At 51.9% G+C, this 18,623-nt stretch carries 23 protein-coding genes; 17 read left to right on the top strand and 6 right to left on the bottom strand.

Going from position 1 to position 18,623, the window contains the following annotated elements:
- Positions 1-13: 13 nt before the first annotated feature.
- From purF to hisP, 7 genes are all read left to right on the top strand, one after another.
- The gene (gene purF / locus AAHF05_RS15495; protein ID WP_114977629.1) at positions 14-1,531 is read left to right on the top strand and encodes an amidophosphoribosyltransferase; all 1,518 of its coding nucleotides are present in this window, start codon (positions 14-16) and stop codon (positions 1,529-1,531) included.
- An 89-nt stretch (positions 1,532-1,620) separates the two neighbouring features.
- Complete coding sequence (locus tag AAHF05_RS15490; RefSeq protein ID WP_115875906.1) at positions 1,621-2,190, top strand: UbiX family flavin prenyltransferase; 570 nt, start codon at positions 1,621-1,623, stop codon at positions 2,188-2,190.
- A gap of 291 nt (positions 2,191-2,481) precedes the next feature.
- Positions 2,482-3,264 carry a lysine/arginine/ornithine ABC transporter substrate-binding protein ArgT gene (gene argT / locus AAHF05_RS15485; protein WP_008502593.1) on the top strand — a complete coding sequence of 261 codons (783 nt, stop codon included), beginning with the start codon at positions 2,482-2,484 and terminating at the stop codon, positions 3,262-3,264.
- Between the two features lie 226 nt (positions 3,265-3,490).
- On the top strand, positions 3,491-4,273 hold the full coding sequence (gene hisJ, locus AAHF05_RS15480) for a histidine ABC transporter substrate-binding protein HisJ (RefSeq protein ID WP_008502592.1): 783 nt from the start codon (positions 3,491-3,493) through the stop codon (positions 4,271-4,273).
- Between the two features lie 88 nt (positions 4,274-4,361).
- A complete protein-coding gene (locus tag AAHF05_RS15475; protein ID WP_129324696.1) occupies positions 4,362-5,048 on the top strand; it encodes a histidine ABC transporter permease HisQ in 687 nt (228 codons plus the stop codon).
- Entirely contained in the window at positions 5,045-5,761 is a 717-nt protein-coding gene (locus AAHF05_RS15470; RefSeq protein ID WP_008502590.1) for an ABC transporter permease, read from the top strand. Before AAHF05_RS15475 ends, AAHF05_RS15470 begins: the two co-directional genes overlap by 4 nt.
- An 8-nt stretch (positions 5,762-5,769) precedes the next feature.
- Entirely contained in the window at positions 5,770-6,543 is a 774-nt protein-coding gene (gene hisP, locus AAHF05_RS15465; RefSeq protein WP_129324772.1) for a histidine ABC transporter ATP-binding protein HisP, read from the top strand.
- Between the two features lie 36 nt (positions 6,544-6,579).
- Here the strand turns inward: hisP and AAHF05_RS15460 are convergent, their stop codons facing one another.
- Positions 6,580-7,089: a GNAT family N-acetyltransferase gene (locus tag AAHF05_RS15460; RefSeq protein ID WP_129324695.1), complete on the bottom strand. Its 510-nt coding sequence runs from the start codon at positions 7,087-7,089 to the stop codon at positions 6,580-6,582.
- 83 nt (positions 7,090-7,172) lie between these two features.
- A complete protein-coding gene (locus AAHF05_RS15455; protein WP_129324694.1) occupies positions 7,173-7,433 on the bottom strand; it encodes a helix-turn-helix transcriptional regulator in 261 nt (86 codons plus the stop codon).
- A 122-nt stretch (positions 7,434-7,555) separates the two neighbouring features.
- On the opposite strand from AAHF05_RS15455, the gene AAHF05_RS15450 reads away from it, so the two are divergent.
- Positions 7,556-7,804 carry a helix-turn-helix transcriptional regulator gene (locus AAHF05_RS15450; RefSeq protein WP_063943396.1) on the top strand — a complete coding sequence of 83 codons (249 nt, stop codon included), beginning with the start codon at positions 7,556-7,558 and terminating at the stop codon, positions 7,802-7,804.
- A 9-nt stretch (positions 7,805-7,813) separates the two neighbouring features.
- Entirely contained in the window at positions 7,814-9,343 is a 1,530-nt protein-coding gene (locus AAHF05_RS15445) for a hypothetical protein (protein WP_129324693.1), read from the top strand.
- Between the two features lie 38 nt (positions 9,344-9,381).
- Here AAHF05_RS15445 and AAHF05_RS15440 read toward each other — a convergent pair whose 3' ends face one another.
- From AAHF05_RS15440 to yfcG, 3 genes are all read right to left on the bottom strand, one after another.
- Complete coding sequence (locus tag AAHF05_RS15440) at positions 9,382-10,275, bottom strand: TIGR01777 family oxidoreductase (protein ID WP_129324692.1); 894 nt, start codon at positions 10,273-10,275, stop codon at positions 9,382-9,384.
- Positions 10,276-10,288: 13 nt separating this feature from the next.
- Positions 10,289-10,657 carry a dihydroneopterin triphosphate 2'-epimerase gene (gene folX / locus AAHF05_RS15435; RefSeq protein WP_028016226.1) on the bottom strand — a complete coding sequence of 123 codons (369 nt, stop codon included), beginning with the start codon at positions 10,655-10,657 and terminating at the stop codon, positions 10,289-10,291.
- A 67-nt stretch (positions 10,658-10,724) separates the two neighbouring features.
- Positions 10,725-11,354: a GSH-dependent disulfide bond oxidoreductase gene (gene yfcG, locus AAHF05_RS15430; protein ID WP_049005864.1), complete on the bottom strand. Its 630-nt coding sequence runs from the start codon at positions 11,352-11,354 to the stop codon at positions 10,725-10,727.
- A gap of 139 nt (positions 11,355-11,493) precedes the next feature.
- Between yfcG and yfcF the strand changes: the two genes are divergently transcribed.
- From yfcF to yfcD, 3 genes are read left to right on the top strand one after another with little or no spacing between them, the layout of a single operon-like run.
- Positions 11,494-12,138: a glutathione transferase gene (yfcF, locus tag AAHF05_RS15425; RefSeq protein WP_129324691.1), complete on the top strand. Its 645-nt coding sequence runs from the start codon at positions 11,494-11,496 to the stop codon at positions 12,136-12,138.
- Between the two features lie 56 nt (positions 12,139-12,194).
- Complete coding sequence (yfcE, locus tag AAHF05_RS15420; protein WP_129324690.1) at positions 12,195-12,746, top strand: phosphodiesterase; 552 nt, start codon at positions 12,195-12,197, stop codon at positions 12,744-12,746.
- Between the two features lie 55 nt (positions 12,747-12,801).
- Positions 12,802-13,356: an NUDIX hydrolase YfcD gene (yfcD, locus tag AAHF05_RS15415; RefSeq protein WP_028016230.1), complete on the top strand. Its 555-nt coding sequence runs from the start codon at positions 12,802-12,804 to the stop codon at positions 13,354-13,356.
- 3 nt (positions 13,357-13,359) lie between these two features.
- Here yfcD and AAHF05_RS15410 read toward each other — a convergent pair whose 3' ends face one another.
- A complete protein-coding gene (locus AAHF05_RS15410) occupies positions 13,360-14,379 on the bottom strand; it encodes a LacI family DNA-binding transcriptional regulator (protein WP_028016231.1) in 1,020 nt (339 codons plus the stop codon).
- 235 nt (positions 14,380-14,614) lie between these two features.
- Between AAHF05_RS15410 and AAHF05_RS15405 the strand changes: the two genes are divergently transcribed.
- The 5 genes from AAHF05_RS15405 (at position 14,615) to AAHF05_RS15385 (ending at position 18,597) form a co-directional block, all read left to right on the top strand.
- Positions 14,615-15,058 carry a PTS sugar transporter subunit IIA gene (locus tag AAHF05_RS15405; protein ID WP_049005862.1) on the top strand — a complete coding sequence of 148 codons (444 nt, stop codon included), beginning with the start codon at positions 14,615-14,617 and terminating at the stop codon, positions 15,056-15,058.
- Positions 15,059-15,138: 80 nt separating this feature from the next.
- The gene (locus AAHF05_RS15400; RefSeq protein WP_129324689.1) at positions 15,139-15,417 is read left to right on the top strand and encodes a PTS sugar transporter subunit IIB; all 279 of its coding nucleotides are present in this window, start codon (positions 15,139-15,141) and stop codon (positions 15,415-15,417) included.
- A 15-nt stretch (positions 15,418-15,432) separates the two neighbouring features.
- A complete protein-coding gene (locus AAHF05_RS15395; protein ID WP_028016233.1) occupies positions 15,433-16,824 on the top strand; it encodes a PTS ascorbate transporter subunit IIC in 1,392 nt (463 codons plus the stop codon).
- A complete protein-coding gene (locus tag AAHF05_RS15390; protein ID WP_129324688.1) occupies positions 16,821-17,651 on the top strand; it encodes a transketolase in 831 nt (276 codons plus the stop codon). The genes AAHF05_RS15395 and AAHF05_RS15390 overlap by 4 nt, the downstream gene beginning before the upstream one ends.
- Complete coding sequence (locus tag AAHF05_RS15385) at positions 17,644-18,597, top strand: transketolase family protein (RefSeq protein ID WP_049005858.1); 954 nt, start codon at positions 17,644-17,646, stop codon at positions 18,595-18,597. The genes AAHF05_RS15390 and AAHF05_RS15385 overlap by 8 nt, the downstream gene beginning before the upstream one ends.
- The last annotated feature ends 26 nt before the right edge of the window (positions 18,598-18,623 follow it).

The following is an 18,623-nucleotide window of genomic DNA, read 5'->3' as shown; positions in this document are numbered from 1 at the left end:
GAGGAAAAGACGAATGTGCGGTATTGTCGGTATCGCCGGTTTCATGCCGGTAAACCAGTCGATTTATGACGCGTTAACGGTGCTTCAGCACCGTGGGCAGGATGCTGCGGGTATCATCACCATTGATGCAAACAACTGCTTCCGTTTACGTAAGGCGAATGGCCTGGTAAACGATGTGTTTGAAGCCCGCCATATGCAGCGTCTGCAAGGTAATATGGGGATCGGTCACGTTCGTTATCCTACTGCTGGCAGTTCCAGCGCCTCTGAGGCACAGCCTTTCTACGTCAACTCACCGTATGGCATTACCCTTGCCCATAACGGCAACCTGACCAACGCGCACGAGCTGCGTAAAAAGCTGTTCGAAGAGAAACGTCGCCACATTAACACTACCTCTGATTCTGAAATCCTGCTCAATGTGTTCGCCAGCGAGCTGGATAATTTCCGTCACTACCCGCTGGAAGCAGACAACATTTTTGCTGCTATTGCTGCCACAAACCGCCAGATCCGCGGCGCGTATGCCTGCGTGGCGATGATCATCGGTCATGGCATGGTGGCCTTCCGCGATCCAAACGGCATTCGTCCCCTGGTGCTCGGCAAGCGCGACCTTGGCGATGGTCGTACCGAATATATGGTTGCCTCTGAGAGCGTGGCGCTGGATACCCTGGGCTTCGAATTCCTGCGTGACGTAGCCCCGGGTGAAGCGGTCTACATTACTGAGAAGGGTCAGCTGTTTACCCGCCAGTGTGCAGATAACCCGGTCAGTAATCCGTGCCTGTTCGAATACGTGTACTTCGCGCGTCCGGACTCGTTCATCGACAAGATTTCTGTCTACAGCGCACGCGTAAACATGGGCACGAAGCTGGGTGAGAAAATTGCCCGCGAGTGGGATGACCTCGACATCGACGTCGTTATTCCTATCCCGGAAACCTCCTGCGATATCGCCCTGGAAATCGCCCGCATTCTGGATAAGCCGTACCGTCAGGGCTTTGTGAAGAACCGCTACGTTGGCCGCACCTTCATCATGCCGGGCCAGCAGTTGCGCCGTAAGTCCGTGCGTCGCAAGCTGAACGCCAACCGCGCGGAATTCCGCGACAAGAACGTTCTGCTGGTGGATGATTCCATCGTTCGCGGCACCACCTCTGAGCAGATTATCGAGATGGCGCGCGAAGCGGGTGCGAAGAAAGTCTACCTGGCCTCTGCTGCGCCGGAGATTCGCTTCCCGAACGTGTACGGCATCGATATGCCAACCGCCAACGAGCTGATCGCTCACGGCCGCGAAGTGGATGAAATTCGCCAGATCATCGGTGCCGACGGCCTGATTTTCCAGGATCTGAACGATCTCATCGACGCAGTGCGTGCTGAGAACCCAGAGATTCAGCAGTTCGAATGCTCCGTGTTCAACGGCGTCTACGTGACCAAAGATGTTGACCAGCAGTACCTCGACTATCTGGATTCGCTGCGCAACGACGATGCGAAAGCCGTCCAGTTGCAAAACGATCTCGAAAGTTTAGAGATGCACAACGAAGGTTGAGGTCTCTGCAAGTGAGGGCGTTTGCCCTCACTTGCAACTCCCCGCAAAATCCTGCACAGTCTGCCCTGAAATCAGTAAGGGCGAAAATCATGAAACGACTCATAGTTGGGCTCAGCGGTGCCAGTGGCGCGATTTACGGCGTACGTCTGTTACAGGTTCTGCGTAACGTGGCGGAAGTGGAAACCCATCTGGTGATGAGTCAGGCGGCGCGACAAACCCTCTCTCTGGAAACCGATCTCTCCCTGCGTGACGTTCAGGCGCTGGCAGATGTCGTTCACGATGCCCGCGATATCGCCGCCAGCATCTCCTCTGGCTCTTTTAAAACCGCCGGTATGGTTATCCTGCCCTGTTCGATTAAAACGCTCTCCGGCATTGTGAACAGCTATACCGACACGCTGGTGACGCGCGCGGCGGATGTGGTGTTGAAAGAACGCCGTCCTCTGGTGCTCTGCGTGCGGGAAACGCCGCTGCATCTGGGCCACCTGCGCTTAATGACGCAGGCTGCAGAGCTGGGTGCGGTGATCATGCCGCCGGTGCCGGCGTTTTATCATCGCCCAACGTCACTGGATGACGTGATTAATCAGACCGTGAACCGCGTGCTGGATCAGTTTGACATCGATCTGCCCGACGATCTCTTCACCCGCTGGCAGGGTGCCTGATTCTGTGCACAAACAAGGTGCATGAAAAGAGACATTGCCCTGTTTCAGGGCAATTATGCAACGGCGATCATATCCTCGACATTTAATTCGTTTTTTCCCTTTTTCTCTTTCCGGTTCGTTCGGCAGACCTGCTATCTTTCACCATTAAGGCAGTATCGCAACGTTTTATTAACATATTTAACGTCGAAGTTTTGACCAGACGGCAATGTGGCATAAGACCTGCAAGATGAAGCCTGCAATACAACACACAACACAATACATAATAAAATCACGGTACTTGAGGGTAAATGTATGAAGAAGACGGTTCTGGCTCTGTCTTTGCTCGTGGGGTTAAGTGCAGCAGCAGGTAGCTATGCAGCGCTTCCACAGACAGTTCGTATCGGTACAGACGCAACCTACGCGCCATTCTCTTCCAAAGATGCGAAAGGCGATTTCGTGGGGTTTGATATCGATCTGGGAAATGAGATGTGCAAACGCATAGCGGTGAAATGCACGTGGGTGGGCAGCGACTTTGACGCGTTAATCCCGTCGCTGAAAGCCAAGAAAATCGACGCCATTATCTCTTCTCTCTCCATCACCGAAAAACGTCAGCAGGAGATTGCCTTCTCTGACAAGCTTTACGCTGCGGATTCTCGTCTGATTGCGCCAAAAGGTTCCCCTATCAAGCCAACGATTGACTCGCTGAAAGGCAAGCATGTTGGTGTGCTTCAGGGGTCAACTCAGGAAGGTTATGCCAATGCAAACTGGCGTGAGAAGGGTGTAGACGTCGTCGCGTACCAGAACCAGGATTTGATTTACTCTGACCTGGCAGCAGGTCGTCTGGATGCCGCATTCCAGGATGAAGTCGCCGCGAGCGAAGGCTTCCTGAAGCAGCCTGCGGGCAAAGACTACGCGTTTGCTGGCCCGTCAGTGAAAGACAAAAAGTACTTTGGTGACGGCACCGGGATCGGCCTGCGTAAGGATGATACCGAGCTAAAAGCCGCCTTTGACAAAGCCTTTGCAGAGCTGCGTAAAGACGGTACTTACGACAAACTGGCGAAGAAATACTTCGACTTCAACGTATACGGTGAATAACACCTGACGGTAACGCACCAGAAAGGTGCGTTACGGGAGCGGTTGACCCAATGCAGTGCATTTGTTGCACTGTATTGGATCGCTTTGTGCATACTTACGCATTTATAATGCAAAAAATCCCAGCTGAAGGGCATTAATCTTTGCCTGTCAGAGGGGATTGATGGCACATTAACACCACCCCGTCGTCGTAAAAATCCCGTATGAAGACAGTTTGTTGAGGACAGATATGAAAAAACTCGTGTTATCACTATCTCTGGTACTGGCTTTTTCCAGCGCCACCGCGGCATTCGCAGCCATTCCGCAGAAAATTCGTATTGGTACCGATCCTACCTATGCGCCATTCGAGTCAAAGAATTCTAAGGGTGAACTGGTTGGTTTTGACATCGATCTGGCCAATGAGCTGTGCAAACGCATCAAAGCACAATGTACCTACGTTGAAAACCCACTGGACGCGTTGATCCCTTCTCTGAAAGCCAAAAAAATCGACGTGATTATGTCCTCACTCTCTATCACCGAAAAACGCCAGCAGGAGATTGCCTTTACTGACAAACTCTACGCGGCCGATTCCCGTCTGGTGGTGGCGAAATCGTCTGACATTCAACCAACGCTGGAGTCGCTGAAAGGCAAACGTGTGGGTGTGCTGCAGGGCACCACGCAGGAAACCTACGGTAACGAACACTGGGCACCGAAAGGGATTGAAATTGTCTCCTATCAGGGCCAGGAAAATATCTACGCTGACCTGACGGCAGGCCGTATTGATGCGGCATTCCAGGATGAAGTCGCGGCGAGCGAAGGCTTCCTGAAGACGCCGGTGGGTAAAGATTACAAGTTTGGCGGCCCGTCCATTAAGGACGTGAAGCTGTTTGGCGTGGGCACCGGTATGGGGCTGCGTAAAGAAGACAACGAATTACGTGAAGCGCTGAACAAAGCGTTTGCCGAAATGCGCGCTGACGGCACGTACGACAAGCTGGCGAAAAAGTACTTTGATTTTAATGTTTACGGCGGCTAATCGCCCCGTCAAATAACGTGCGGCCCCTCCCGCAGTGGGAGGGGAAAAGACACGGTTCCACCACTCACGATACGACAGGGCTCGCGGTATGCTGTACGGATTTTCTGGCGTTATTTTACATGGCGCGCTTGTCACCCTTGAGCTGGCTATCAGCTCCGTGGTGCTGGCGGTGCTGATAGGTCTGGCGGGTGCCGGTGCGAAGCTTTCAGCTAACAAACCGCTGGCGCTGATTTTTGAAGGCTATACCACGCTCATTCGCGGTGTTCCCGATCTGGTGCTGATGCTGCTTATCTTTTATGGTCTGCAGATTGCGCTGAACAGCGTGACTGACGCGATGGGTATGGAACAAATTGATATCGACCCGATGGTGGCCGGTATTATTACCCTCGGTTTTATCTACGGAGCCTACTTCACTGAAACTTTCCGCGGTGCTTACATGGCCGTGCCGAAAGGTCACATTGAGGCGGCAACCGCATTTGGTTTTACCTCCTCACAAACGTTTCGCCGAATCATGTTCCCGGCCATGATGCGCTACGCGCTTCCAGGTATCGGTAACAACTGGCAGGTTATCCTCAAAGCGACGGCGCTGGTCTCGTTGCTCGGTCTGGAAGACGTCGTGAAAGCGACTCAGCTGGCGGGCAAGAGCACCTGGGAGCCATTCTACTTTGCGGTGGTCTGCGGCGTAATCTATCTGATCTTTACCACTGTCTCCAATGGTGTGCTGCTTCTGCTCGAGCGTCGCTACTCCGTGGGTGTGAAGAGGGCTGACCTGTGATTGAGATTATTCAGGAATACTGGAAATCGCTGCTGTGGACAGATGGCTATCGCTTTACCGGCGTGGCGATTACGCTCTGGCTGCTGATCTCCTCCGTGGTGATGGGCGGCATTCTGGCGGTGTTTCTTGCCATTGGCCGCGTGTCGAACAATAAATTTATCCAGTTCCCGATCTGGCTGTTTACCTACGTATTTCGCGGTACGCCGCTGTACGTGCAGCTGCTGGTGTTCTATTCGGGGATGTATACGCTTGAGATCGTAAAAGGCACCGAGATGCTGAATGCGTTCTTCCGCAGCGGTCTGAACTGTACGGTGCTGGCGTTGACGCTCAATACCTGCGCCTATACCACCGAGATTTTCGCGGGGGCCATTCGTTCCGTGCCTTACGGGGAAATCGAGGCGGCGCGCGCGTACGGTTTCTCGTCAGTGAAACTTTACCGCTGCATTATTTTGCCGTCAGCGCTGCGTATCGCGCTCCCGGCATACAGTAACGAAGTGATTTTGATGCTGCACTCCACCGCGCTCGCCTTTACCGCGACGGTGCCGGATCTGCTTAAAATCGCGCGCGATATTAACTCCGCGACCTATCAGCCGTTTACCGCGTTTGGCATTGCGGCGGTGCTCTATTTAATTATCTCTTATGTTCTGATTAGCCTGTTCCGTAAGGCTGAAAAACGCTGGTTGCAGCATATAAAACCTTCTTCGACGCACTGAGAAAGATGATGGCTGAGAACAAATTAAACGTTATTGATTTGCACAAACGCTACGGCGAACATGAAGTGCTGAAAGGGGTGTCGCTGCAGGCGAATGCGGGCGACGTGATCAGTATTATCGGCTCATCCGGCTCGGGAAAAAGTACCTTCCTGCGCTGCATTAACTTCCTCGAAAAACCGAGTGAAGGCTCGATTGTGGTGAGCGGGCAGAATATTCATCTGGTCCGTGATAAAGACGGCCAGCTGAAGGTCGCGGATAAACACCAGCTGCGCCTCCTGCGTACGCGCCTGACGATGGTGTTCCAGCACTTTAACCTCTGGAGCCATATGACGGTGCTGGAGAACGTGATGGAAGCGCCGATTCAGGTGCTGGGCCTGAGCAAGCAGGAAGCCCGCGAGCGCGCGGTGAAATACCTGGCAAAAGTGGGTATCGACGAGCGCCAGCAGATGAAATACCCGGTGCATCTCTCCGGTGGTCAGCAGCAGCGTGTCTCCATCGCGCGCGCGCTGGCGATGGAACCCGAGGTATTGCTGTTCGACGAACCGACCTCCGCGCTGGACCCTGAACTCGTTGGCGAAGTGCTGCGCATCATGCAGAAACTGGCCGAAGAGGGGAAAACGATGGTGGTGGTAACGCACGAGATGGGCTTCGCCCGTAACGTCTCGAACCACGTGATTTTCCTGCATCAGGGGAAAATTGAAGAGCAGGGGCATCCGGACGAGGTACTGGCGAACCCGCAAAGCCCGCGTTTGCAGCAGTTCCTGAAGGGCTCACTGAAGTAGCTTTTACCTTTCGCTCTCTCCCACAGGGAGAGGGCATCAAACCGCACTGCACTCAAGTCGATACACCCAGTCGTCATAGCGCACGCCGTCAATTTCATACGCTTTTTCCAGCACCTGAGTACGCACAAATCCGGCTTTCTCTAATACCCGCACCGAGCCGCCGTTATCCGCCAGCACATACGCGTTAATCGCTCTCACGCCAGTCTGATTAAACGCGTAATTACACACCGCGCGCAGTGCCTCGCTGGCGATGCCTTGTCCCTGAGCAGCAGGCACGACGGTATAGCCGATATCGGCCTCTTCACGATTCTCAGGGCTGATTTGCAGGCCAATATCACCAAGCGGCGTATCATCATCCTGGAAGCGAATGACAAATACATGAGCAGCAGTGAGTCGTGCGGCAAACACGCGTCGGGTCTCTTTTTCCGGCGCGATGGCGGCCATATAGCGCATGATGCTGCGATCTTCTCGCAGTGAGCGGAAGAAGGCCCAGTCAGAGGGTTCGAAAGGGGTGAGGTGAAGCCGGGGTGTGGTGATGGTTGCCATTATTACGCCATTCCGATGAATCTGGCTTATTACCTTAACACCGGAATGGAACTGGCGAACAGATGGATTTTGGTAATTAGGGGTTAGCGCTTGGTTCTCATCAACTTCGAGCGATCAATATAGTTGCCATATTGATCGTAGTAGCGACTGGGCCAGATCGATGCTGCATCTCTTTCAAGTGCCTCTGCAATGATCATTTCGCCCTTAGGCCACGGGCGGGAGAGTGCGTTTGCTAGCGTAGAAGAACTCAACCCCGCCTGGCGTGAAAGAGCGGCCAATGAGAGCTTACGCTTGTGGAGCATGGCGATGATATCCGCTGGGTGTATGTCCTGATCTCTGTTCATACATTTTCCTTTATATATGATTTTGTTCAAATTGCAGACATGAATACTAAGTAATACTTAGTACAATTTCAATAACGGGATACCAGAATCATGACTCTACTTCCAGATTTTGAAGAGTCACCATGCTTCCCCATCGACTTAAAGCGGCTCGACTGAAAGCCGGACTATCACAGCAAAAACTTGGGATCCTCGCGGGGATTGATGAAGCGACGGCTAGCGCACGTATGAATCAGTATGAGAAGGGGATCCACACGCCTGACTTTGCGCTGGCATGCAAGTTGGCGGAAGTATTGAATATCCCGGCTTGTTATTTTTATACGGTTGAGGATGATTTGGCTGAATATATATTTAATTATTATAAATATAATTAGGTGCTTCTAATGGAAAAAAGAAGAGATGACTTTCTGAAACCTGTAATCAGGCTTTTAAAAGAGCGCTCCGGTTATAAATGCTCAAATCCGCAATGTCGTGTTGTGACTAATGGGGCTGGATTAAATATAGGAGTTGCTGCTCATATTCGTGCTGCTGCTCTTCTAGGACCAAGATATGATGCAACCATGACTCCTGAAGAAAGAAGATCGTATCATAATGGGATATGGTTATGTCAAACGTGTTCAAAAATGATTGATAATGACGTGAGCTTTTACACGATCGACCTTCTGAATGAATGGAAACGTTTGTCTGAAGAAGATGCAAGGAACGCTGTTGGTAAAAAAGTGCTTAGTGAGCAATGTGCAAGTGATATGCTGGCTATGGCGTTGAATGGCTATCCTAAAAGTTATATCTCACAGACAATTAAAAATGCTCATAACGCTTCTGAAAAATCTTTAGAAGGACTCGATCCAAGATTTAATGTAACGTCAAGTTTTGAGGATGGGTTAACAAAATTTTCCATACGCGCCAAAGAAAATGTGTCTTTAAAAGTAACTGTTAAAAACTTCAAAAATTATAAAAGGAAATATCAAGAGCTTTTAAGTAAGGGCGTTTCGTTTTCAATCGATATGAGCGATGTCAGTACCTCAGGTTCATCTTTGATTGAAACGATAACAAAAGATAGTAATGGGATGTTAACTCTATCGAGTCAAGATATTGATGTTGTGATGAGAATATCCTTGACTGATAGCATCAGCTTGGTTAGTGAAGCTTTAGTCGAAGTGCATGGAAAACTATTCCATGGATTGAAGGCATTCACTTTTTCTGGTGAATGTTTCTCGAATTTGTTAAATGTTAAAGCAATATTTCCTTGCAAGGGCAACAAAACAAAGTTTAATATGCATGTCGACTTTGAAAAATGGTCCGGGTTAAATGTTCTTAATCTTCCTTTCTTTAATAAAATTAAATCCATATATGACAGGGTTTGTGAAGGCTGGAATATTGAATTTAGTCTGGAGTTCAATGGTGACGAATTTATCTCTGGTTTATGCAATAACAAAGTTAATAATGAATATTATAAAAAGGTAGCCACTCTTTTGAGTTATACTGACAGAGCTAGGACTCTATCTCATTTGTTAAATATCTCTCTTGAGTTTTCTCCTCAAATAACATTTACTTCTGATGAGCATAGGCAACTACGGAAAGCTATCTCTCGGCTCAGGGAGGAAATCACACTTGATACCACAGGGTTTAATTCTCTTCCAAAGTTTACATTAATTGCATGTGAAGAAAATGTAAGTATGTTTAAGGATAAGGGGAGTGAAGTAAGTCATTTTGCGATGGAATCTGTTGAATCTGAGAAAATTTCCGTATTTAGTCGTGAAATAGAATTATATCCTGTCAGACAGGAGTTTTTAAACGTAAGTTATATCTTTAATAAAGATATAAATAATATAAAGCATGGGGACGAAGTAGAAGTCCAGCTAGTGGCCTGTGAAAACTTCTCATATATAGAAAAATATATATTACCAGAATGATACCCATGCGTTTGTGTTAGTAAACAAACGCATGATTTTTAACGCACCACATCCTCCAGCGCTTCTTCTAAGTCATACCAGCGGAACGCAAATCCTGCCGCTTCCAGCCGTTTTGGCAGCGCCCGTTGCCCACCTAATGCCAGCACCGATGCTTCACCCATTATCAGGCGAATTACCGTTGCAGGGACACGTAAAATCGCCGGGCGATGCAGGGCGTGCCCCAGCGCATGAGCAAACTGCTCATTACGCACCGGATACGGCGCAACCATGTTAAACGGCCCGCGCAGATCGTTATCCAGCAGCCAGAGAATGCCGTTCACCATATCGTCAATGTGGATCCACGCCATATACTGGCGGCCATTACCTATGGGGCCGCCGAGCCCGAGCCTGAAAGGGGGAAGCATCTTCGCCAGAATGCCGCCTTTCGGCGCAAGCACTACGCCTGTACGCAACAGGCAGACGCGGGTGCGATCGCTCTGCGCGGCACAGGCAATGCGTTCCCACTGGGCGCAGAGTTTGTGGGTAAACTCGTTATGGGGGGGCTCTTCCTCGGTCACTACCACTTCGCCGAGATCGCCGTAATAGCCCACTGCTGAGCCTGAAATCAACACCGAAGGCGGCGTGTGGCTATTGCGAATAAGCTCGACAAGCTTTTCGGTAATGTTCCACCGACTGCTGCAGAGCAACTGTTTTTGCTCTTCCGTCCAGCGTTTATCGGCGATGGGTTCGCCTGCCAGGTTGATGACGGCGTCAAATCCGTCCAGATTTTGCTGCTCGGCCAGGTTTTTCCAGATATCGATACCTGTCCCCAGCACCTGGCGCGCTTTCTCCGGGCTGCGCGTCACAACGGTAATGTCGTGATGCAGCGCCTGCAGGCGCACAACGAGATGATGACCAATCAATCCTGTACCGCCGGTCAGCAAAATCTTCATACAACCTCCAGGTTTACGCCTGGTGTTGCCAGCTTAACGTCATGGAGACGGAATCGGCATAACGCAGGGCGTGAAGTTTATCGATCTCTACTTCAGCATAAGTGACCCAGTGATGTTCGCGTGCGATGTCGAGCACATCCTGAGTTAATTTTTCCAGCAGAGAGAAGCGGTTATTTTCCACGTACTGGATGATGTTTTTGGTGATGGTGCGGTAGTTCAGCGCATCATTGATGTCTTCACTTGCCCGCGCTTTATCTGCCGGGTAGTGAATCACCACGTTAATGACAATATCCTGACGGTTGGCGATCTCTTCCTCTTTGATACCGATGAAGGTACGCAGGCGTAAATTTTTTATACGAATAATAGCGTCTGGCTGTGACATTGCAGGTCTTCTCCGTGTCAGTATTTCCGGCTCATAATACATGAGAGGCACCCAGCCTCATACAGGGTTAAATTTGCTGGATTTTTTGCATCGCGCGTTCGGTGGCCGGGCGGGTCCGAATACGCTCAAACCAGTTGTTCACCGCCGGGTAAGAGGCCAGGTCAATTCGGTGCTTTTCGAAGGTATTCACCCATGGCCAGCAGGCGATATCAGCAATACTGTAATGATCGCCCCCGAGCCACGGCGTTTTCTCGAGGCGACGATTCAGGACGCCATAGAGCCGTTGAGTTTCTACCTGGTAACGTTCTATCGCATAGGGAATGGGCTGCGGGGCATAAGCGGTAAAATGGTGATTTTGCCCCAGCATGGGACCCAGCCCACTCACCTGCCAGAACAGCCATTGCAAAGTATGGTGCCGTTCACGCAATTCACCGCTCAACAGTTTGCCGGTTTTCTCCGCCAGATAGAGTAAAATTTCGCCGGATTCAAACAGGCTCAATGGTCTGCCCCCATCCGCTGGCTGGTTATCTATGATGGCTGGGATTTTATTGTTTGGTGAGATAGCCAGAAAGAGAGGGCTAAATTGATCGCCTTTGCTGATATCCACGCGAATGATCCGGTAATCCAGTTCGGCCTCTTCAAGAAAGAGGGTGATCTTTTGGCCGTTTGGGGTAGGGGCATAATAAAGGTCGATCATTTTCAACTCTTCTCCATGTGAAGAATGGCGTCATGAAAATGAGTATAGGTGGTTGTTGTAAATCGTGAGTTTTCATCAAGTGACAGCAAGGCAAAGAGATTATATGTTGAGTAAAAACCGATCAGCCGATGAGGATGTTATGAACCAGCCTGTAATCACATTGTGGTCCGATGCGAATTTCTTTTCTCCCTATGTAATGAGCGTATACGTTGCGCTGGCTGAAAAGGGGCTCACTTTTACGCTGAAGACCGTTGATCTTGATGGTGGTGAACATCTCAAGCCGCAGTGGCAGGGCTACGATCTGACCCGACGTGTACCGGTGCTGGAAATAGAGGGATTTGCGCTGAGCGAATCGTCAGCGATTGATGAATATCTGGAAGATCGCTTCGCGCCACCAGAATGGGAACGTATCTACCCTCACGATCTGCAAAAGCGTGCCCGGGCGCGGCAGATTCAGGCGTGGCTGCGTAGCGATCTGGTACCGATTCGCGTGGAACGCTCGACGGACGTTGTGTTTGCCGGGGTGAAAAAACCAGCCCTGAGCGCAGAAGGCACAGAAAGCGCGCAAAAATTGATTGAAACCGCCACCTCACTGCTTGCGCATGGCAACCCGAACCTGTTCGGCGAGTGGTGCATTGCCGACGCCGATCTGGCGTTGATGTTAAACCGCTTAATCCTCAACGGTGATGAAGTGCCGCAACTGCTGGTGGATTATGCTGCGTTTCAATGGCAGCGAGCCTCTGTGCAGCGCTATGTGGCACTCTCCGCTAAGCGTGCGGGCTGATAACCCCTGGCGCTTCAGGTATGATAAGGGCAGTTTGTTTTCCTGAGGAGTGACTGATGAAACTAATGTTTGCGTCGGATATCCATGGATCGCTGCCCGCTACCGAGCGAGTTCTTTCCCTGTTTGCGCAAAGCGGTGCGCAGTGGCTGATCATTCTGGGCGATGTGCTCAATCACGGACCGCGTAATGCGCTACCGGAAGGCTATGCCCCGGCGCAAGTGGCGGAAAAGCTCAACCAGTATGCCTCGCGCATCATCGCCGTTCGCGGCAACTGCGACAGCGAAGTGGACCAGATGCTGCTGCATTTTCCTCTTACCGCGCCGTGGCAACAGGTACTGCTGGAAAAAAGTCGCCTTTTTCTGACGCATGGGCATCTTTTTAGCCCTGATAATCTCCCGGCACTGGCGGCTGGCGATGTCCTGGTTTACGGTCATACTCATATTCCGGTTGCTGAAAAGCGCGGTGAGATTTATCACTTTAACCCGGGGTCGGTCAGCATACCCAAAGGCGGATACCCTGCGAGCTATGGCATGCTCGATGGAAATACGTTAAGCGTTATCGCACTTAATGATCAGCAAGTTATTGCGCAGGTAGCGATTAATCCGTAAGTTACACCTCAACTGCAAACGCGCCGAAAGAGCGCTTAGACGAGAAGGTTTCCCGATGGTGGAGCAGAATCATTTGGCAAGTACAGAGTGGGTTGACATTGTCAGCGAAGAGAATGAAGTGATCGCGCAGGCCAGCCGCGAACAAATGCGTGCGGAGCGTCTGCGTCATCGTGCGACATATATCGTTGTTCACGACGGTATGGGTAAAATTCTGGTTCAGCGCCGCACGGACACCAAAGATTTTCTCCCGGGTATGCTGGATGCCACTGCAGGCGGTGTGGTCCAGGCTGATGAAGTGCTGCTGGATTCCGCGCGTCGTGAAGCGGAAGAAGAGTTAGGTATTGCGGGCGTACCGTTTGCCGAACATGGGCAGTTCTATTTTGAGGATGAAAACTGCCGCGTCTGGGGTGGGTTGTTTAGCTGCGTCTCTCACGGGCCGTTTGCCCTGCAGGAAGAAGAAGTCAGCGAAGTGAACTGGATGACGCCGGAAGAAATTACCGCGCGTTGCGACGAGTTCACTCCAGATTCATTAAAAGCGCTGGCACTGTGGATGAGCCGTAACGCGAATAACGAGTCGACCAAATCAGAGAAAGAGGAAGAGGCTGAGTAAGCCTTAGCAACTCTCTCGCAGACACAGACTGGACGCGATGGGCTTTTGATCGCGCCAGTCTCCGTCATTCAGACGTTCCAGAAGTGCTTTCCCGGCTTCAATCCCAATCTTACGATGCGGCACTGCCATCGTCGTTAGCGGCGGCTGACAGACGCGGCTCACATCGCTGTCGCCAAAGCCTACCACCGCCAGATCGTCTGGGACCTTGATTCGCCTGCGCTGACATTCATACAGCGCGCCACAGGCCAGTTCGTCTGAGACGCACACCAGCGCATCCAGTTCAGGCCATGCCAGCAGGAATTCCGGCAGTTGCGCGGCGCCGGTCGAGAAAACTGGCGGCATGGCAGCGTTAATGACCCGGTTCGGTGACATATGGTGGCGAAGCATCGCTTTGTACCAGCCCTGTAAATGCTGCTGGAAAATCCACTGTTCCTGGTTGGCGCACAGCAGACCGATATTTTGATAGCCGCGCTTAATGACCATTTCCGTCAGTTCGTACATGGCCGCTACGTTATCAATCCCGATATTCATATCAATCGGATCGGCACGCATGGCCCCCATTTCCATTACCGGAATGGAGGCATTTTTCAGCCAGTGGCGAACAGTGTCAGTGTGTTCAACACTGAGCAAAATGGCGGCGGCAATATTCGACGCCAGCAGTGTCTCCAGCAGCTTCTCTTCCTGTTCAAGACGATGCTGGGATTCTGCCAGCATGATCTGATAGCCGGCAGGCTGCAGCACCTGCTGTAGCCCGGCGAACATCTCTGAACAGCCGGCCTCGGAGAGATTAGGAACGACCATCGCAATCGTCCATGACGAGGCTGAGGCCAGCGCACTGGCCGCAAGATTGGGCATATAACCTAACTCTTGCACCGCGGCTTCAATTTTTTCTCGCAGTTTATCGGAAACCTGTTCGGGCGTGCGGAGTGCACGGGACACGGTCATCGTGCCCACACCGGCAAGCTGTGCGACATCGGCGAGTGTCACTTTACCGGTACTGCGCCGTTTTCGGGTTAGAGACATACACCTTCCTGCTGACCAGACGCGTTCTTATTTTCCTTCGTTTCACGTGACAGGCAGTATACGCCCTAAATCCCTTTTTTTGCTGTGATTTCACTCCATGATTACAATTTGATAGCGCTATCACATTTCTGAATGTTAGCGATTGGTAGCGCTATCTTTGTGATCTTGATCGCAGCCAAGTATTGATGTGTTGAATAAAGTTTGCTCATCTTTTGCAGTGTGACGGGAGTGAAAAGTGCTGAATAAATGGATATATGATACAACCATCACGCTTCAGGAAAGCGTTGAAAGCTGGCCACAGGCGCTGGAGATATGTGCAAAACCGTTGCTGGATCTGCAGGTGATCGCGCCGGAATACGTCACGGCGATCGTTGAACAACATCGTACATTAGGACCTTACTATGTGCTGGCACCAGGGCTGGCGATGCCGCATGCGCGGCCGGAGGAAGGAGCCAAAGGACTGGGGTTGTCTTTATTAAAACTAAAACAGGGCGTCTCTTTTGGTGCCGGTGAGTTTGACCCTGTCGATGTCATTATTATGCTCGCGGCGCCGGACAAACATAGCCATATCGAGATGATTTCTTCACTGGCTGAGCTATTTTCCAGCGATGAAGATATGGCTGAATTGCATCAGGCGAATACCCTGGAGGAAATTAAAACGATTATTGACCGCTTCTGATTTAATTCTTTAATCCGATTTTTCACAACATTACGCGCCGGCGTGATGGGGCGTGCTCTACTCAAAAAAAGGGGACAACAATGAAAATCATGGCTATTTGCGGTTCTGGCCTGGGCAGTAGTTTTATGGTCGAAATGAATATCAAAAAGGTGCTCAAAAAGCTGGAGATTGAGGCCGAGGTTGAACACTCCGATCTCTCCTCGGCCACACCGGGCGCGGCCGACCTGTTCGTGATGGCAAAAGACATTGCGGCCAGCGCCAGCGTGCCGGAAAGCCAGCTGGTGGTGATCAACAACATCATCGACATCAACGAACTTGAAGCGCAACTGCGTGCCTGGTTCGAAAGACAATTACCCTGATTAGGCGAGGTGGATATGTTTATCCTTGAAACGCTGAATTTCGTTGTTGATATATTAAAAGTCCCTTCTGTGCTGGTGGGGTTAATTGCGTTAATCGGTTTGGTTGCACAGAAAAAAGCGTTTTCGGACGTGGTGAAAGGGACAATTAAAACTATCCTGGGATTTATTGTGCTGGGTGGTGGTGCCACAGTACTGGTAGGGTCATTGAATCCTTTAGGCGGCATGTTTGAGCACGCTTTTACTATCCAGGGGATTATTCCAAACAATGAAGCGATTGTGTCGATTGCGCTTGAGAAATACGGTGCCGCGACCGCACTGATTATGGCCTTCGGGATGGTGGCGAATATTATCGTCGCTCGCTTTACCCGCCTGAAGTATATCTTCCTGACCGGGCATCACACCTTTTACATGGCGTGCATGATTGGTGTGATCCTGACGGTAGCGGGCTTTGAAGGCGTAGGGCTGGTCTTTACCGGCTCGCTGATCCTCGGTCTGGTAATGGCCTTCTTCCCGGCGATTGCGCAGCGTTATATGAAGCGTATCACCGGTAACGACGATATCGCCTTCGGTCACTTCGGCACGCTGGGCTATGTGCTGTCCGGCTGGATTGGCAGCAAGGTTGGCAAAGGCTCCCGCTCAACCGAAGAGATGAACCTGCCGAAGAACCTGAGCTTCCTTCGCGACAGTTCTATCTCCATCTCGCTGACCATGATGATTATTTATCTGATCATGGCGGTGAGTGCCGGGCGTGAATACGTTGAGGCCACCTTCAGCGGCGGTCAGAACTACCTGGTCTACGCCATCATCATGGCGATTACCTTCGCGGCGGGCGTGTTCATCATCCTGCAGGGTGTGCGCCTGATCCTGGCGGAAATCGTTCCGGCCTTTACCGGCTTCTCGGAAAAACTGGTGCCCAATGCGCGCCCGGCGTTGGACTGCCCGGTGGTCTATCCGTATGCACCAAACGCGGTGCTGATTGGCTTCCTGTTCAGCTTTCTGGGTGGGATTGTGGGGCTGATCATCTGCGGCCAGTTTAACTGGGTACTGATACTCCCGGGCGTGGTGCCGCACTTCTTCACCGGCGCAACGGCGGGCGTGTTCGGTAACGCCACCGGTGGACGTCGCGGGGCAATGATTGGCGCCTTTGCCAACGGGCTGCTGATCACCTTCCTGCCGGTACTGCTGTTACCGGTGCTGGGCGCAATTGGCTTTGCTAACACAACGTTCTCGGACGCAGATTTCGGCGCGGTTGGGATTGTGCTCGGCAACCTGGCGCGCTTCCTGTCGCCGCTTGCCATTACCGGGCTGGTTGTGGCGCTATTCGCGCTGCTGGTGGCGTACAACGTCTTCGCGAAAAACAAACCTGCAGGCGGTAACGCGCAGGAAAACACCGGAGCCAAATCATGAATGAGAAAGAGATAACCGAACTCGCGCGTCAGATCCGTCTTGAGACGCTGAAATCCCTGACGCAGCTGGGCTTTGGACACTACGGTGGCAGTATGTCGGTGGTTGAAACGCTGGCCGTGCTGTACGGCGCGGTGATGAAAATCGACCCGGCCGATCCGGACTGGCCAGAGCGTGACTACTTTGTCCTGTCGAAAGGTCATGCGGGCCCGGCGCTCTACAGCACGCTGGCGATCAAGGGTTACTTCCCGGTGGAAGAACTGAGCACGCTGAACCAGAACGGTACCCGACTGCCAAGCCATCCGGATCGCCTGAAAACTCGCGGCGTGGATGCCACCACGGGATCCTTGGGGCAAGGGATCTCCATTGCCGGGGGAATAGCGCTCTCGCACAAGCTGGCAGGGCGGCCAAACAGAGTCTTTTGCATCGTGGGTGACGGCGAGCTGAACGAAGGGCAGTGCTGGGAAGCTTTCCAGTTTATTGCGCACCATCGTCTGAATAACCTGACGATATTCGTGGACTGGAACAAGCAGCAGCTGGATGGCGAGCTGGACGATATTATCTGTGCGTTCGACCTGGAAGGAAAATTCCGCGCTTTTGGCTATGACGTGGTGACGGTCAAAGGAGACGATATTCCGGCGCTGCTGGAAGTGACCTCTCTGGTTCCGGCGAAAGATGCTCGCCCAAGAGTGGTGATCCTGGACAGCATTAAAGGGCAGGGGGTGCCGTATCTGGAGCAGCTCAGTAATTCGCACCATCTGCGATTGACCGCAGAGAGCAAAGCGGCCCTCGATGAGACTATCCGCCAACTGGAGGCTACACATGATTAAGGTTGCACCAGCAGGACAGAAAGATGCCATTGAGATGCGTAAAGTCTACGCGAGTTTTGTGGCTAAGCAGATTGAGGCGGGAAGTGAGATTATCGCCCTTGAAGCGGATCTGATGAGCTCTATGGCGATGGATAGCGTGGCGCGTGATTATCCGCAGCATGTGATTAACTGCGGCATCATGGAAGCGAACGTGATTGGTACGGCTGCAGGGTTGTCTCTCACCGGGCGTAAACCGTTTGTTCATACCTTTACCGCCTTCGCCAGCCGTCGCTGTTTTGATCAGCTGTTTATGTCCCTTGACTACCAGCGCAACAACGTGAAGGTGATAGCTTCAGATGCAGGCGTGACGGCCTGCCACAACGGCGGAACGCATATGTCGTTTGAAGACATGGGTATCGTTCGCGGTCTGGCGCACTCGGTGGTGCTGGAAGTCACCGACGCGGTAATGTTTGAAGACGTGTTGCGCCAGCTTATCGACCTCGAAGGCTTCTACTGGGTACGTACCATCCGTAAGCAAGCACCGAGCGTGTACGCGCCTGGCTCGACGTTTACCATCGGCAAAGGCAATGTGCTGCGCGAAGGCACCGATATTACCCTGATTGCCAATGGCATTATGGTGGCGGAAGCACTGGAAGCGGCGCGTCAGCTGGAGAAGGAGGGCGTCAGCGCGGCGGTCATCGACATGTTTACCCTGAAGCCTATCGACCGGATGCTGGTGAAAAACTACGCCGAGAAAACCGGGCGTATCGTCACCTGCGAAAACCACAGTATTCATAACGGGCTGGGTTCAGCCGTTGCGGAAGTGCTGGTAGAAACCTGCCCGGTACCGATGCGTCGGGTTGGCGTGAAGGAGCGTTATGGCCAGGTGGGGACACAGGATTTCCTGCAGAAGGAGTATGGCCTGACGGCACATGACATTGTGTCGGCGGCGCGCGAGCTGCTGTAAATAAAAAAGGCGACCAGAGGGTCGCC

This window comes from Enterobacter adelaidei, assembly GCF_041937165.1.
GTDB classification, from domain to species: Bacteria; Pseudomonadota; Gammaproteobacteria; order Enterobacterales; family Enterobacteriaceae; genus Enterobacter; species Enterobacter adelaidei.
This window is presented reverse-complemented; position numbering and strand designations above follow the sequence as displayed.

Excerpts from the sequence above, each read along its gene's own strand:
- hisP (WP_129324772.1), top strand. The coding sequence starts at position 5,770 with ATGGCTGAGAACAAATTAAACGTTATTGATTTGCACAAACGCTACGGC.
- AAHF05_RS15385 (WP_049005858.1), top strand. The coding sequence starts at position 17,644 with ATGATTAAGGTTGCACCAGCAGGACAGAAAGATGCCATTGAGATGCGT.
- yfcE (WP_129324690.1), top strand. The coding sequence starts at position 12,195 with ATGAAACTAATGTTTGCGTCGGATATCCATGGATCGCTGCCCGCTACC.
- AAHF05_RS15475 (WP_129324696.1), top strand. The coding sequence starts at position 4,362 with ATGCTGTACGGATTTTCTGGCGTTATTTTACATGGCGCGCTTGTCACC.
- AAHF05_RS15460 (WP_129324695.1), bottom strand. The coding sequence starts at position 7,089 with ATGGCAACCATCACCACACCCCGGCTTCACCTCACCCCTTTCGAACCC.
- yfcD (WP_028016230.1), top strand. The coding sequence starts at position 12,802 with ATGGTGGAGCAGAATCATTTGGCAAGTACAGAGTGGGTTGACATTGTC.
- hisJ (WP_008502592.1), top strand. The coding sequence starts at position 3,491 with ATGAAAAAACTCGTGTTATCACTATCTCTGGTACTGGCTTTTTCCAGC.
- AAHF05_RS15400 (WP_129324689.1), top strand. The coding sequence starts at position 15,139 with ATGAAAATCATGGCTATTTGCGGTTCTGGCCTGGGCAGTAGTTTTATG.
- AAHF05_RS15410 (WP_028016231.1), bottom strand. The coding sequence starts at position 14,379 with ATGTCTCTAACCCGAAAACGGCGCAGTACCGGTAAAGTGACACTCGCC.
- folX (WP_028016226.1), bottom strand. The coding sequence starts at position 10,657 with ATGTCACAGCCAGACGCTATTATTCGTATAAAAAATTTACGCCTGCGT.
- AAHF05_RS15490 (WP_115875906.1), top strand. The coding sequence starts at position 1,621 with ATGAAACGACTCATAGTTGGGCTCAGCGGTGCCAGTGGCGCGATTTAC.
- AAHF05_RS15395 (WP_028016233.1), top strand. The coding sequence starts at position 15,433 with ATGTTTATCCTTGAAACGCTGAATTTCGTTGTTGATATATTAAAAGTC.
- AAHF05_RS15450 (WP_063943396.1), top strand. The coding sequence starts at position 7,556 with ATGCTTCCCCATCGACTTAAAGCGGCTCGACTGAAAGCCGGACTATCA.
- yfcF (WP_129324691.1), top strand. The coding sequence starts at position 11,494 with ATGAACCAGCCTGTAATCACATTGTGGTCCGATGCGAATTTCTTTTCT.
- AAHF05_RS15455 (WP_129324694.1), bottom strand. The coding sequence starts at position 7,433 with ATGAACAGAGATCAGGACATACACCCAGCGGATATCATCGCCATGCTC.
- yfcG (WP_049005864.1), bottom strand. The coding sequence starts at position 11,354 with ATGATCGACCTTTATTATGCCCCTACCCCAAACGGCCAAAAGATCACC.
- AAHF05_RS15445 (WP_129324693.1), top strand. The coding sequence starts at position 7,814 with ATGGAAAAAAGAAGAGATGACTTTCTGAAACCTGTAATCAGGCTTTTA.
- argT (WP_008502593.1), top strand. The coding sequence starts at position 2,482 with ATGAAGAAGACGGTTCTGGCTCTGTCTTTGCTCGTGGGGTTAAGTGCA.
- AAHF05_RS15390 (WP_129324688.1), top strand. The coding sequence starts at position 16,821 with ATGAATGAGAAAGAGATAACCGAACTCGCGCGTCAGATCCGTCTTGAG.
- purF (WP_114977629.1), top strand. The coding sequence starts at position 14 with ATGTGCGGTATTGTCGGTATCGCCGGTTTCATGCCGGTAAACCAGTCG.
- AAHF05_RS15440 (WP_129324692.1), bottom strand. The coding sequence starts at position 10,275 with ATGAAGATTTTGCTGACCGGCGGTACAGGATTGATTGGTCATCATCTC.